Raw genomic sequence first — 12,934 nt, 5'->3', positions numbered from 1 at the left:
ACCGGTCCGCCGCTCAGGGCAGCAGGGCGAAGCCGTCGAGTTCGACCAGGGCCCGTTCGTCCCACAGCCGGACCACCCCGACGACCGCCATCGCCGGGTAGTCGCGGCCGGCCAGTTCCCGCCAGACGCGGCCGAGTTCGCGGGCGTGGGCGCGGTACGCGGCCACGTCGGTGGCGTAGACGGTGACGCGGGCCAGGTCGGCGGGGACGCCGCCGGCCGCGTGCAGGGCGGTGAGGAGGTTGGCGAGGGCCCGCGCGAACTGGTCGGGCAGGGTGTCGCCGACCACCTCGCCGTCGGCGTCGAGGGCGGTCTGGCCGGCCAGGAACACCAGCCGGGAGCCGGTGGCGACGACGGCGTGCGAGAAGCCGGCCGGCGGGGAGAGCGCGGGCGGGTTGACGCGCTCGGCGGTCACCGGTCCTCCAGGTTCCCGTACAGCTCCTTGGCGATGATGCCCCGTTGGACCTCGCTCGCCCCCTCGTAGACGCGGGGGGCGCGGACCTCGCGGTAGAGGTGTTCGAGCAGGTGCCCGCGTTGCAGGGCGCGGGCGCCGTGCAGCTGGACGGCCCTGTCGACGACGTACTGCGCGGTCTCGGTGGCCAGCAGTTTCGCCATCGCGGAGCGCCGGGGGACGTCGGCGGCGCCCTCGTCGTACGCCGTCGCCGCCGCGTACACCATGAGCCGGGCCGACTCCGTGCGCAGCGCCATCTCGGCGACCTGGTGGGCGACGGACTGGAGGTCCTTCAGCTTGCCGCCGAAGGCGTCCCGCCGGGCGGTGTGGGCGAGGGTCGCGTCCAGGGCGGCCTGCGCCATGCCGACCGCGAAGGCGCCGACGCTGGGGCGGAACAGGTTGAGGGTCTCCATGGCGACCCGGAAGCCCCGGTCGACCTCGCCGAGCACGTCGGCGGCGGTCACCGGTACGGCGTCGAAGGCGAGGGCGCCGACGGGGTGCGGGGAGAGCATGTCGAGGCGGCTGCCGGTGAGGCCGGGGCGGTCGGCGGGCACCAGGAAGGCGGTCACGCCGCGCGCTCCGGCGCCGGGGGTGGTGCGGGCGAAGACGGTGTAGAAGTCGGCGTCGGGGGCGTTGGAGATCCAGCGCTTCTCCCCGGTGAGCCGCCAGCCGGAGCGGCCGTCGCCTCGCGCGGCCAGGGACTCCGGCGCCGGGTCGGCGACCGGGGCCGCGTCCCGCCCGGGCGTCCCCGCCGGGCCCGGCCGGCCGGCCGGCTCCGCCGTCAGCGACAGTGCCGCCGCGTCCGAGCCCGCGCCCGGCTCGCTGAGCGCGAAGGCCGCGACGACGCTGCCCTCGCTCACCCCGGGCAGCCAGCGGGCGCGCTGGGCGGCCGTTCCGTGGGCGTGCACCGGGTGGGCGCCCAGGCCCTGGAGGGCCAGGGCGGTCTCCGCCTCGGTGCAGGCGTGGGCCAGGGACTCCCGCATCAGGCACAGGTCGAGCGCGCCCGAGGCGAACAGGCGGGACAACAGGCCGAGGGCGCCCAGTTCGGCGACCAGGGCGCGGTCGACCCGGCCGGGCTCGCCCTTCTCGGCCAGGGGCCGCAGCCGGTCCGCGGCCAGTGCGCGCAGCTCGGCGCACCAGGCGAGTCGCGCCGGTTCGAGCGAGAATGCGGTCATCGCCGGTCCCTTCCCTCGCCACCGGTCCACTCCCGAGGTTATCGCGGACCGTTGACTGCCGTCACCAACGCGATACGCTCCGGATGCGAGCCCACCACGCCAAGGGGGCGAACCGCCATGGATCCACGGGTCACCGCGCACGTCGACACCTTCGCCCGCGACCGCCTCCCGCCACCCGACCAGTGGCCCGAGCTCCGCTTCGACCTGCCGGAGCTGCGCTACCCCGCCCGGCTGAACTGCGCCGCCGAACTGCTGCACGGCCCGCCCGACGGCCGCCCGGCGTTCCGCACCCCCGGCGGCGCGGCCTGGACGTACGGCGAGCTGCGCGCCCGCGTGGACCGGCTCGCACACCTCCTCACCGGCGACCTCGGGATCGTCCCCGGCAACCGGGTGCTGCTGCGCGGCCCCACCACCCCGTGGCTGGCCGCCTGCTGGCTGGCGGTGCTGAAGGCGGGCGCGATCGCCGTCACCGTGCCGGCCCAGCAGCGCCCGCACGAGCTGAGCACCGTCTGTGAGATCGCCGAGGTCCGCCACGCCCTGTGCGACGTCCGGTCCGTCGACGACCTCGCCAGGGCCGGCGTGCCGGGCCTCTCCCTCACCGTCTACGGCGGCGACTCCCCCGGCGACCTGCTGAACCGCCCGGCGCCCACCACGCCGTACGAGGCCGTGCCGACCGCGGCCGACGACGTGGCGCTGATCGCCTTCACCTCCGGCACCACCGGGCGCCCCAAGGGCTGCATGCACTTCCACCGGGACGTGCTGGCGATCGCGGACACCTTCTCCCGGCACGTGCTGAAGCCGCTCCCGGACGACGTGTTCGCCGGCAGCCCTCCGCTGGGCTTCACCTTCGGGCTCGGCGGCCTGGTGGTGTTCCCGCTGCGGGCCGGGGCGAGCGCGCTGCTCCTCGAACAGGCTCACCCCGACCAGCTGTTGCCCGCGATCGCCGCGCACGGGGTGTCGGTGCTGTTCACCGCGCCCACCGCCTACCGCGCGATGCTCGCCGCGCTCGACGGCCACGACCTCGCGTCGCTGCGCCGCTGCGTCTCGGCCGGCGAGAACCTGCCCGCCGCCACCTGGCGGGCCTGGCACGAGCGCACCGGGCTGCGGATCATCAACGGCATCGGCGCCACCGAACTGCTGCACATCTTCGTCTCCGCCGCCGACGAGGCGATCCGCCCCGGGACGACGGGAGTTCCGGTCCCCGGCTGGCAGGCGCGGGTGCAGGACGCCGACGGCACGCCCGTGCCCGACGGGGCGCCGGGGCTGCTCGCGGTGCGCGGCCCCGTCGGCTGCCGCTACCTCGCCGACCCGCGCCAGCGGGAGTACGTGCGCGACGGCTGGAACATCACCGGCGACACCTACGTCCGCGACCCCGACGGCTACTTCCGGTACGTCGCCCGCGCCGACGACATGATCATCTCGGCCGGGTACAACATCGCGGGCCCCGAGGTCGAGGACGCCCTGCTGCGCCACCCGGACGTCGTCGAGGCGGCGGTGGTGGGCCGGCCGGACGAGGCGCGCGGCCAGGTGGTGGTGGCGTACGCGGTCCTGAAGGAGAGCGCGGAACGCGACGCCGAGGCGCTGCGCGCCTTCGTGAGGTCCGAGCTCGCGCCGTACAAGTGCCCGCGGGAGATCGTGTTCCTGGACGCCCTGCCCCGCACGGCCACCGGCAAGCTCCAGCGGTTCCGGCTGCGCGCCCCCACCGGGAGCGGGGACGACCGTGCGTGACGCCGGGGAATCCCGCCGTCCGTATACGACTTAAGATGATCAACGTGTCCGACCAGCAAGTCCCCCACGCTCCGAGATCCCTCATCGTCACGCTCTACGGCGCGTACGGCCGCCGCGTGCCGGGCCCGGTGCCCGTCGCCGAGCTGATCCGGCTGCTGGCCGCGGTCGGCGTGGACGCCCCGTCCGTCCGCTCCTCGGTGTCCCGGCTCAAGCGGCGCGGCCTGCTCGTCCCCGCGCGTACCGAACAGGGCGCGGCCGGATACGAAATGTCGCCCGAGGCACGCCAGTTGCTCGACGACGGCGACCGGCGGGTGTACGCCGCCGATTCCCCCGCGGACGAGGGCTGGGTGCTCGCCGTGTTCTCCGTCCCGGAGTCCCAACGGCAGAAACGGCACGTCCTGCGCTCCCGGCTGTCCGGCCTCGGCTTCGGCACAGCGGCCCCCGGCGTGTGGATCGCCCCCGCGCGGCTGTACGAGGAGACCAGGCACACCCTGGAGCGTCTGCGCCTGGACGCCTACGTCGACTTCTTCCGCGGCGAGCACCTGGGCTTCGCGCCCACCGCCGAGGCGGTCGCCCGCTGGTGGGACCTGGCCCGGATCGCCGAGCAGCACGAGGCGTTCCTGGACCGGCACGCACGGGTGCTGCGCGCCTGGGAGCGGCGCGCGGACACCCCGCCCGAGGACGCCTACCGCGACTACCTCCTCGCCCTGGACTCCTGGCGCCACCTCCCCTACGCCGACCCCGGCCTGCCCGCCGCCCTGCTCCCCGCGAACTGGCCGGGCACCCGCTCGGCGGCCGTCTTCCGCTCCCTGCACGAGCGGCTGCGGGACGCGGGGGCGGGGTTCGTCGGCCTGTAGGTACGAGTGGTGTCGCCACTCTTCCACGGCCACGGTTCCAGGTCCTTGCCGGGCCCCTCACGACGCAGGGTCAGACAGCCCCTCCTGTGCCGCGGACGCTGCCACACGATGAAGAAGGACGTCCTCGCCGCGCCGGGGGCGACGGGCCTGAGGTACGTGTGCGGTGGTCTGGCCTCCTTCACAGGGGAGTTGTGCCGTGACGGCGTTCTGGCATTCGCCCCGGAGGTCGCGTCCCTCGGTGAGACACGGCTGGGGGTGCGGGCGGATCTCCGCGAAGCCCCGCGGGGAGTCCCGGGCCGCCGCGTTCGTGTCGGGAGGGGCGGTCGGTGAGGAGGGGAGAGCAGATCCGAGGGCTGCCGAGAGCGTCCATATGGTGACGGCGGCCAGGCTCGTCGTGACTTCCCCGGCCAGAACCCACAACGGGGGCGGCCGTCGCAACCCGCCGAGCCGCAGGGCCGTCATCCATGAGCGGGTCCGGCGCCGCGCCCCGGCAACGTCGTCGGAGTGCGGATCGGGGGTGGGCTCGGAGGACCGTGCACTCACCCCTTCCTCGGCCCGACGCCTGGCCTCCAGCCAGGCGTCGACGTCCGTTCCGGGTGCACCGCAGGCCCGGACGGACGCTGCCAGGGTTTCGGGGGCGGCAGACGTGTGCCCCGGAGCATGTCACTAACCGCGCTGCGGGCCGGCGACTCCCCCGCGCGCGGGCGCGTTCCTCCAACTCGCGCAGGGTGAGACCGGACCTCTGCTTCAACTCGCGCAGCAGACCGACGAGGGCCGCGGCGTCACCCGCGCCCCGCAGATCGAACTCCCCCACCCCGTCCGTGTCCACACCCGCATGCTCTTCGGTCCGGCCCGGTGCCACAAACGCGAATCCGGTCAACCAGCGGAAGGGATGGGACATCTCCAGTCATGCGTGACGCTTCCCGCACGCACCTGCGCCCTCTCGCCGGCTGCTCCCGCCGGTCCGGACAACGCCGGACGACACCGGACACGGCGCGGACAGTCCTCTGACCAGGCCGGACAGCGGCGGTGCGTCCGGGACGGGCGAAGGTGCTTGTGCCGGACGGGTGCCGCTGCGCAATCTCGTTACCGTCCACGGGAGCCAGGCGCTCCGGGGCACTCCCGGGGGGCGCGTCCCCCGTCTCACCCACCCTAGAAGGAGGAACAGATCATGCGTGTCGTCATTCAGGCGGTTTCGGACCGTCTGCTGGAGAAGGTGGCCCCCAGGGCGGCAGCCTCGGCCGTGTCGTGCTGGCAGTACGAGTGCATCCCCTACAGCGGGTGTGCGCAGAAGAAGGCGTACTGGGCGTACGACCCGTGCAACGACCGGGACTACAAGAAGTGGTGCGGCTGCTGAGCTCCTGACTCCGCAGGTACGGGTCCGGCCGCCCCTCCGGGCCCCCGGACCCGTACCCCCCCTGCCCCACCTCGCTCCGGTCAACCGAAGGACTCAGCCCGGTGAACCATCTGATCGACACCGGCCGGATCTTCCTCGGCCTGGTCTTCTTCTGCTCAGTCGTCGGCAAGATGCGCGGCGCCGCCGCCTTCACCGGCTTCAGGACCGCGATGGCGCGGCTGGCCCCCGCCCTGCGCGGCCGGACCGGGCCCGTCGCCGTGCTCGTCGTCGGTGCCGAGGCGGTAGTGGTCGGCGCTCTCGCGGTGCCCTCGACCGTGACCGCCGGTTTCGCCCTGGCCGCCGTACTGCTGGCGGCGTTCACGGCCGTGCTGGTCGGGGCGCTGCGCAGGGACGAGACTGTGGCCTGCCACTGCTTCGGCGGAGGCGGACGGCCCGTCGCTCTCCGGCATGTGCTGCGCAACGCGGTTCTCCTGTGCGTGGCCTCGGCCGGTCTGGTGGCTCAGCTCATGACAGCGGACGGCGCCACCGCCACGTCGCGACCCGCCGTATTTCTGTTCACGGCCGGCGCGGGGGCGTTCCTCGCTCTCATCACCGTCGCCCTGGACGAACTGGCGTACCTCCTCGGCCGGTCGGACGCGAAGAGCACGGGGAGGGCCCGCGGATGAACCTCCCCGTGGTGGGCGCCGTGCTCGTCACACTGACGGTCGGCGGCGGTCTGGTACTGGCCCGGCAGCGGTACGTCGTGGTCACCGTCGCCGGCGTCAGCATGCTCCCCACCCTCGCTGCCGGGGACCGGGTGCTGGTCCGCCGTTCCGCGCTCGCCCGGGTCCGCGCGGGCGACCTGGTGGTGTCGCGCCCTCCGGCCGGCGGACGCTGGGACGCCATGACGCTGCCGACCTGGCTGATCAAACGCGCGGTGGCCGTACCAGGCGACCCGGTGCCGGGGCACGTCGTCCTCGACGTGCCGGAGGAGCCCGGCGCCCCGGTACCGCCCGGCCGGGTGGTCCTGCTGGGCGACAACCCCGACGAAAGCCTGGACTCGCGGTTCTGCGGCTACTTCCGCGAGAACCAGATCGTCGGCGTCGTCGTCCGGTGCCTGGCGCACGGCGACCCGGCTCGCTCCCAGAACACAACCCGTCGGAAGGACACTTCGTCATGCCGTACCTGACTGCCGCCGTGCTCCTGCTCGCGCTCCTGGGCGTCTTCAACCTGGCCTTGACGTTCGGACTCGTCCGCAGGCTCCGGGAGCGTCCCGCCCCACCGGCGGGCGAGGAATGGGACCGGGCCTCGGGACTCGCCGCCGGTGCACCGGTGGGTGCCTTCTCCGCCGTGGACGTCGACGGGCGGCCCCTCACCCACGAGAGCCTGCCCGACGGGCTCATGGTCGTCTTCGTGTCACCGGACTGCCCCGCTTGTGAGGAGACCTTGCCTCATGTGGTGGAGCGGGCTCGCGAGTACGGCCGAGACCAGGTGCTGGCCGTCGTCATCCGGGACGGGGACACGCCGGGCGACCCCGAACCGTACGTGGAACGCCTCGCCCCGGTGGCTCGCGTGGCGGTCGCCGACATGGGTGGCGACCTCACCACGGCGTTCGCCCTCCAGGGTCTGCCCGCGTACGCCGAGATGGGGGCGGACGGCCGGGTCGCGGGCACGGGGCGCATCCTGCCGCGCTGGTCGGCCCGTGAGCGGGACCGGGCGGGCGCCGGCGCATGAGTAGGCGTGTGAGCCGTGTGAGTGATGTGGGCGAGGCGCAGGACGGGCTCACCGTCAGGGCCGCGGCCGACGCCGCGCGCAGCACCGTTGTCCTGGCCCGGCGGGCGGCGCCCTGGGACCTGGCGGCGCTCGTCGCCCTCACGGTGGGGCTGGCGGCGGTTCCCGTGGTGACGGCCTGGCTGACCAGGCTCGTCCTCGACCGCCTCACCGGTGTCGCGGGGGCGGAACTGTTCGCCCTGGCCACGGGGCTGGCCGCCACGGGGCTGGTGGCGGCGCTGCTGCCGCTGCTGAGTCAGTTTCTGGGCGCGCGGTTCAATCGTGCGGTGAGCCTGCACGCGGTGGACCGGCTGTACAGCGCGGTGAACTCGTTCCACGGTCTGGCACGGTTCGAGAACCCCGCTTTCCAGGACCGGCTGCGCATGGCGCGCGGAGCGGCCGGGCAATCGGTCGGGCGCCTGGTGGACGGCGGCCTGCGGGCCGGCGGTGCCGCGCTGACCACCATCGGCTTCCTGACCGCGTTGTACGCGGTGGACGCGACCATGACCGTGCTGGTCACGGCGAGCGCCATACCGGCCCTGGTTGCCGAGCTGAAGCTCTCCCGCCGCCGGGCGCGCACGGAATGGCGTGTCAGTGCGGCCCAACGGCGTGAGTTCTTTTACCAGATGCTGCTCTCCGGCCTGGACGCGGCCAAGGAGATCCGCCTGTTCGGGGCGAGCGGGTTCCTCAAGGAGCGGATGCTCGCGGAACGCCGGACCGCCGACGCCGAGACCCACCGGACGGACCGCCGCGAATTCCTCACCCAGAGTCTGCTCGCCCTGATCAGCGCGCTCGTCGCCAGCACGGGTCTGGTCTGGGCGGCACTCGCGGCCCAGCGCGGTGAGCTGACGGTCGGTGAGGTGTCCATGTTCGTGGCCGCCGTCGTCGGCGTGCAGGGCGCCCTGTCCGGCCTCATCCGGTCGCTCGCCGACGGCCACCAGCAACTGCTGATGATGGGCCACTACCTCGCGGTCGTACGGGCGGGCCCGGACCTCGAAGGCCCGCCCCACCCGCTGCGCGCGCAGGAACACCTGCCCGCCCTGCGCGAGGGAGTCGAGTTCCGCGACGTCTGGTTCCGCTACGCCGAGGACCAGCCCTGGATCCTGCGCGGAGTGAACCTCTTCCTCCCATACGGTGAGGCCGTCGCTCTCGTCGGCCAGAACGGTGCGGGCAAGAGCACCCTCGTCAAACTCCTCTGTCGCTTCTACGACCCGACGCGTGGCGCGGTGCTCTGGGATGGCGTGGACATCCGCCAGGTCCCGGTGCCGCAGCTGCGCCGGCGTCTCGGCGCCGTGTTCCAGGACTATGTTCCCTACGACCTCACGGCCGCCGAGAACATCGCCATCGGAGACGTCGAGACGCTCGCGGAGCCACGCAAGATCCGGGAAGCGGCGAGCAGGGCCGGAGTTCACGAGATGCTGTCCCGGCTCCCTCACGGCTACGACACCATGCTGAGCCGGATGTACGCCCAGGAAGCCCAGCACGACGACGAAACGGGTACGGCACTGTCCGGGGGCCAATGGCAGCGCCTCGCGCTGGCACGGGCGTTCGTCCGCGACGAGCCCGACCTGCTCATCCTCGACGAGCCGAGCTCTGGCCTGGACGCAGAGGCCGAACACGACGTCCACCTGCGCCTGCGTCGCCATCGGGCCCACCGCACCAGTCTGTTGATCTCCCACCGTCTCGGTGCGGTCCGCGACGCCGACCGGATCGTGGTCCTGGCCGACGGCCGGATCACCGAGGAGGGCACCCACGGCACACTGCTCCTGGACGGAGGAACGTACGCCCAGCTGTTCACCTTGCAGGCGAGCGGCTACCAGGAGGAGGTGTAGCCGCCCGCGACCGCGTCGGGCCAGGGTGCGGAGTCCCCCCGCTCGCCGCGCCGGGGCCACGGCGGGACATCGGAGGACAGGGTCCGTCACGGGGGCGTGTCCCTTGTCGTGGTGTACGTCGCCACCCGCCGGAGATCTGCGCCGCACGGGACGTCAAGGGCCTGTGCGCCCGTCGCGCCGTCGGCCGGCTGACCGGGCTCACCGGCGTCGACGACCCGTACGAGCCGCCCGCCGGTCCGGCCCCGGCCCCGCGCACGGAGTCGCAGACCCCCGTGGGAGCCGGCCGGCGCGGTCCACGCGGTGCCGGCGGGGCACGGGACGGCCCGGCGGCCGGGCCTCGCGGCGTCCGGGGTCAGCCTCCGAGGCCGAGACGGGGCCCGGGGGCGTCCGTGCGGCCGGTCCGGGGCCGTCTGCTGCCCGCCAGGTAGGGCGCCGGCCAGACCGCGCCCGGGCCCTCGTAGCCCTGCTCGGCCGCCGCGTGGAGCGTCCAGTGGGGGTCGTAGAGGTGCGGGCGGGCCAGGGCGCACAGGTCCGTGCGCCCGGCCAGGATCAGGGAGTTGACGTCGTCCCAGGAGGAGATCGCGCCGACCGCGATCACCGGGACGCCCGCCTCGTGCCGGATCCGGTCGGCGAACGGGGTCTGGTACGAGCGCCCGAACTCCGGTGTCTCGTCGGCCACGACCTGCCCGGTCGACACGTCGATCGCGTCGGCGCCGTGCGCGGCGAAGGCGCGGGCGATCGCGACCGCGTCCTCGGCCGTGGTGCCGCCCTCCGCCCAGTCGGTGGCGGAGATCCGCACGGTCATCGGCCGGTCGCCGGGCCACACCGCGCGCACCGCGTCGAACACCTCCAGCGGGAAGCGGAGCCGCTTTTGAGGCGAGCCGCCGTAGGCGTCGGTGCGGTGGTTGGTGAGCGGGGAGAGGAAGCCGGAGAGCAGGTAGCCGTGGGCGCAGTGCAGTTCCAGCAGGTCGAAACCGGCCCGCGCGGCCCGCACGGCGGCGGCCGCGAACTGCTCCCTCAGGTCGGTGAGCTGGGCCCGGGACAGCTCGCGCGGCACCTGGCCGCCGGGCCTGTACGGCAGGGGCGAGGCGGCGACGAGGGGCCAGTTGCCGTCGTCGAGCGGCTCGTCCATGCCCTCCCACATCAGCTTGGTCGAGCCCTTGCGGCCGCTGTGGCCGAGCTGCACGCCGATCGCGGCGCCGGGCGCCCGCGTGTGCACGAAGTCGGTGATCCGCCGCCACGCCTCGGCCTGCCGGCCGGTGTAGAGGCCCGCGCAGCCGGGTGTGATGCGCCCCTCGGGGCTGACGCACACCATCTCGGTCATCACCAGTCCGGCGCCGCCCAGCGCGCGGGCGCCGAGGTGCACGAGGTGGAAGTCGCCGGGGACGCCGTCGGCCGCCGAGTACATGTCCATGGGCGAGACGACGACCCGGTTGCGCAGGGTCAGTCCGCGCATCCGGAACGGGGTGAACATCGGGGGCGTGCCGGGCGGGCAGCCGAACTCGCGCTCCACGGACCGGGTGAAGCGGGCGTCGCGCAGCCGCAGGTTGTCGTGGGTGACGCGGCGGCTGCGGGTGAGCAGGTTGAAGGCGAACCGGCGGGGCGGCTGGGCGAGGTGGAGGGACAGGTCCTCGAACCACTCCAGGCTGGCGCGGGCGGCCCGCTGGGTGGAGGCGACGACGGGTCGGCGCTCCGCCTCGTACGCGGTCAACGCGTCCTCCGTCGACGGTTGTTCGTCCAGGCACGCGGCGAGCGCCAGCGCGTCCTCGACGGCGAGCTTGGTGCCGGAGCCGATGGAGAAGTGCGCGGTGTGGGCGGCGTCGCCGAGGAGCACGACGGCGCCGTGCGACCAGCGCTCGTTGACGACCGTGCGGAAGGTGGTCCACGCCGAGTCGTCGGACTTCAGCGGGCGTCCGCCGAGCGCGTCGGAGAAGATCTTGGCGCAGCGCGCGACCGACTCGCCCGTGTCGATCGCGTCGAATCCGGCCGCGTGCCACACCTCCTCGCGCATCTCGACGATCACGGTGGAGGCGCCTCGGTCCCGCGACCCGGAGGGCCTCGTGGAGGGGTGGTGGCCGGGCGACGGGCGGGAGTAGGGGTAGCCGTGCAACTGCATCACGCCGTGCTCGGTCTCGGCGATCTCGAAGCGGAAGGCGTCGAAGGCGAAGTCGGCGGCCAGCCAGATGTAGCGGCAGCGGTGCGTGGTGATCCGGGGCCGGAACACGTGGGCGAACGCCTCGCGCGTGCCGCTGTGCACTCCGTCGGCGGCCACCACCAGGTCGTGCGTCCGCGCCAGCCGGGCCGGGTCGGGCGCCTCGGCGCCGAAGCGCAGGTCGACCCCGAGCGAGCGGCAGCGCTCGTGCAGGATCTCCAGCAGGCGGTGCCTGCCGAGGGCGGCGAAACGGTGTCCTCGGCAGGTGTGGCGGGTGTTCCGGTGGACGATGTCGATGTCGTCCCAGTGGACGAAGGCCCGTCGGAGGGCTCCGTAGACCTCCGGGTCGGCGTGCTCGATCCCTCCCAGGGTCTCGTCGGAGAGGACGACGCCGAAGCCGAAGGTCCTGTCGGCGGGGTTGCGTTCCCAGAGGGTGATGTCGCGGCCGGGGTCGAGGCGTTTGAGCAGCGCGGCGGTGTAGAGGCCGCCGGGGCCTCCGCCGATGACCGCCACGCGGAGGGGGTGGCCTTTCCTGTCGGGCGGCCGCGGGTCCGTGAGGGTCGACCGCGCCCACGCGGCGGCAGCCGGAGATTCGGAAGAGCCCTGCGCTCCTGGGGTGTGGAGCGTTCCGTCGGCCGGGAGCATCCTGCCTACCTCCCTCGCCACTTCGGCGGGCGCTTCTCCGTGAAGGCGGCGTGGAACTCCGCGTAGTCCTCGCCGTTCATCAGGAGGGCCTGGGTCGAGGCGTCCAGTTCCACCGCCGCCGACAGGGGCATGTCCAGTTCCGCCGTGAGGAGGGCCTTGGTTCGGGCGTATGCGAGTGCCGGGCCGTCGGCGAGACGGCGTGCCAGGGCCCGGGCGGCCTCGTCCGCGCCGCCCTCGTCGGCGAGTGCGCTGATCAGACCGATGCGTTCGGCCTCCGGCGCCCGCACCGTGTCGCCCAGCATCAGCAGCCGGGTGGCGTGGCCGAGGCCGACCACGCGGGGCAGGAGGTACGCCGCGCCCATGTCGCCGCCCGACAGGCCGACCCGGGTGAAGAGGAAGGCGAAGCGGGCGCCGGGGTCGGCGACCCGGAAGTCGGCGGCCAGGGCGAGGACCGCGCCGGCGCCCGCCGCCACCCCGTGCACCGCGGCGATCACCGGGAACGGGCACTCCCGCACCGCCCGCACCACCTGGCCGGTCATCCGGTTGAAGTCGAGGAGCTGCGCGGTGTCCATGGCGAGGGTGGCGCCGATGATCTCGTCGACGTCGCCGCCGGAGCAGAAGCCGCGCCCCTCGCCGGCCAGCACCAGGGCCCGTACGGCCCGCTCCCGGGACAGCTCGGCGAGCAGGTCGCGCAGGTCGGCGTAGGCGCCGAAGGTGAGCGCGTTGAGCTTGTCGGGGCGGGCGAGGGTGACGGTGGCGACGCCGTCGGCGAGGTCGACGCGCAGGTGCTCCCAGCGCGCGGTGCGGGCGGCGGAGCCGGTGAAGGGACTCATGAGGGCGGCCTCCTGGGGCGGGCACTGCGCTGCTCAGTGAGTTCTGCCTCATGAATTTATCACTGATCGGTGACTGTCGTCACGGGTGCGCGATACGCCGTTCGGGCGTCGCCCTCGGCGGGCCGCCCGTCGCCGGGGCCGGACGCCCCGGCCGGACC

The 12,934-nt window shown here is 74.0% G+C and carries 12 protein-coding genes; 8 read left to right on the top strand and 4 right to left on the bottom strand.

Annotated features, from left to right (window positions below):
• Positions 1 to 13 precede the first annotated feature (13 nt).
• Both ADK41_RS12450 and ADK41_RS12445 read right to left on the bottom strand, forming a co-directional pair.
• Positions 14 to 412: a RidA family protein gene (locus ADK41_RS12450; RefSeq protein WP_030824370.1), complete on the bottom strand. Its 399-nt coding sequence runs from the start codon at positions 410 to 412 to the stop codon at positions 14 to 16.
• Positions 409 to 1,623: an acyl-CoA dehydrogenase family protein gene (locus ADK41_RS12445; RefSeq protein ID WP_030824368.1), complete on the bottom strand. Its 1,215-nt coding sequence runs from the start codon at positions 1,621 to 1,623 to the stop codon at positions 409 to 411. The genes ADK41_RS12450 and ADK41_RS12445 overlap by 4 nt, the downstream gene beginning before the upstream one ends.
• Before the next feature lie 117 nt (positions 1,624 to 1,740).
• On the opposite strand from ADK41_RS12445, the gene ADK41_RS12440 reads away from it, so the two are divergent.
• The 8 genes from ADK41_RS12440 (at position 1,741) to ADK41_RS44055 (ending at position 9,574) form a co-directional block, all read left to right on the top strand.
• Complete coding sequence (locus ADK41_RS12440) at positions 1,741 to 3,351, top strand: AMP-binding protein (RefSeq protein ID WP_030824366.1); 1,611 nt, start codon at positions 1,741 to 1,743, stop codon at positions 3,349 to 3,351.
• 35 nt (positions 3,352 to 3,386) lie between these two features.
• A complete protein-coding gene (locus ADK41_RS12435) occupies positions 3,387 to 4,208 on the top strand; it encodes a PaaX family transcriptional regulator (RefSeq protein ID WP_030824364.1) in 822 nt (273 codons plus the stop codon).
• Positions 4,209 to 5,379: 1,171 nt separating this feature from the next.
• Positions 5,380 to 5,565 carry a hypothetical protein gene (locus tag ADK41_RS12430; protein ID WP_030824362.1) on the top strand — a complete coding sequence of 62 codons (186 nt, stop codon included), beginning with the start codon at positions 5,380 to 5,382 and terminating at the stop codon, positions 5,563 to 5,565.
• Positions 5,566 to 5,666: 101 nt separating this feature from the next.
• On the top strand, positions 5,667 to 6,230 hold the full coding sequence (locus ADK41_RS12425; RefSeq protein ID WP_051843107.1) for a MauE/DoxX family redox-associated membrane protein: 564 nt from the start codon (positions 5,667 to 5,669) through the stop codon (positions 6,228 to 6,230).
• Positions 6,227 to 6,733 carry a S26 family signal peptidase gene (locus ADK41_RS12420; RefSeq protein WP_051843106.1) on the top strand — a complete coding sequence of 169 codons (507 nt, stop codon included), beginning with the start codon at positions 6,227 to 6,229 and terminating at the stop codon, positions 6,731 to 6,733. The genes ADK41_RS12425 and ADK41_RS12420 overlap by 4 nt, the downstream gene beginning before the upstream one ends.
• Positions 6,721 to 7,278 carry a TlpA family protein disulfide reductase gene (locus tag ADK41_RS12415; protein ID WP_030824357.1) on the top strand — a complete coding sequence of 186 codons (558 nt, stop codon included), beginning with the start codon at positions 6,721 to 6,723 and terminating at the stop codon, positions 7,276 to 7,278. The genes ADK41_RS12420 and ADK41_RS12415 overlap by 13 nt, the downstream gene beginning before the upstream one ends.
• Positions 7,279 to 7,286: 8 nt before the next feature.
• Entirely contained in the window at positions 7,287 to 9,146 is a 1,860-nt protein-coding gene (locus tag ADK41_RS12410; RefSeq protein WP_234318691.1) for an ABC transporter ATP-binding protein, read from the top strand.
• A 68-nt stretch (positions 9,147 to 9,214) separates the two neighbouring features.
• The gene (locus ADK41_RS44055; protein WP_078661911.1) at positions 9,215 to 9,574 is read left to right on the top strand and encodes an adenylyl-sulfate kinase; all 360 of its coding nucleotides are present in this window, start codon (positions 9,215 to 9,217) and stop codon (positions 9,572 to 9,574) included.
• Here the strand turns inward: ADK41_RS44055 and ADK41_RS12405 are convergent.
• Positions 9,499 to 11,943, bottom strand: coding sequence for a bifunctional salicylyl-CoA 5-hydroxylase/oxidoreductase (locus ADK41_RS12405; RefSeq protein WP_030824352.1), 2,445 nt, complete (start codon positions 11,941 to 11,943; stop codon positions 9,499 to 9,501). The two genes, ADK41_RS44055 and ADK41_RS12405, sit on opposite strands and share 76 nt — an antisense overlap.
• A gap of 5 nt (positions 11,944 to 11,948) precedes the next feature.
• Complete coding sequence (locus ADK41_RS12400; RefSeq protein ID WP_030824350.1) at positions 11,949 to 12,776, bottom strand: enoyl-CoA hydratase family protein; 828 nt, start codon at positions 12,774 to 12,776, stop codon at positions 11,949 to 11,951.
• Positions 12,777 to 12,934 lie beyond the last annotated feature (158 nt).

This window comes from Streptomyces caelestis (assembly GCF_001279005.1).
GTDB lineage: Bacteria > Actinomycetota > Actinomycetes > Streptomycetales > Streptomycetaceae > Streptomyces > Streptomyces heliomycini.
This window is presented reverse-complemented; position numbering and strand designations above follow the sequence as displayed.

Coding starts and splice junctions, on each gene's coding strand:
- ADK41_RS12430 (WP_030824362.1), top strand. CDS start 5,380: ATGCGTGTCGTCATTCAGGCGGTTTCGGACCGTCTGCTGGAGAAGGTG.
- ADK41_RS12420 (WP_051843106.1), top strand. CDS start 6,227: ATGAACCTCCCCGTGGTGGGCGCCGTGCTCGTCACACTGACGGTCGGC.
- ADK41_RS12405 (WP_030824352.1), bottom strand. CDS start 11,943: ATGCTCCCGGCCGACGGAACGCTCCACACCCCAGGAGCGCAGGGCTCT.
- ADK41_RS12435 (WP_030824364.1), top strand. CDS start 3,387: ATGATCAACGTGTCCGACCAGCAAGTCCCCCACGCTCCGAGATCCCTC.
- ADK41_RS12440 (WP_030824366.1), top strand. CDS start 1,741: ATGGATCCACGGGTCACCGCGCACGTCGACACCTTCGCCCGCGACCGC.
- ADK41_RS12445 (WP_030824368.1), bottom strand. CDS start 1,623: ATGACCGCATTCTCGCTCGAACCGGCGCGACTCGCCTGGTGCGCCGAG.
- ADK41_RS12415 (WP_030824357.1), top strand. CDS start 6,721: ATGCCGTACCTGACTGCCGCCGTGCTCCTGCTCGCGCTCCTGGGCGTC.
- ADK41_RS12400 (WP_030824350.1), bottom strand. CDS start 12,776: ATGAGTCCCTTCACCGGCTCCGCCGCCCGCACCGCGCGCTGGGAGCAC.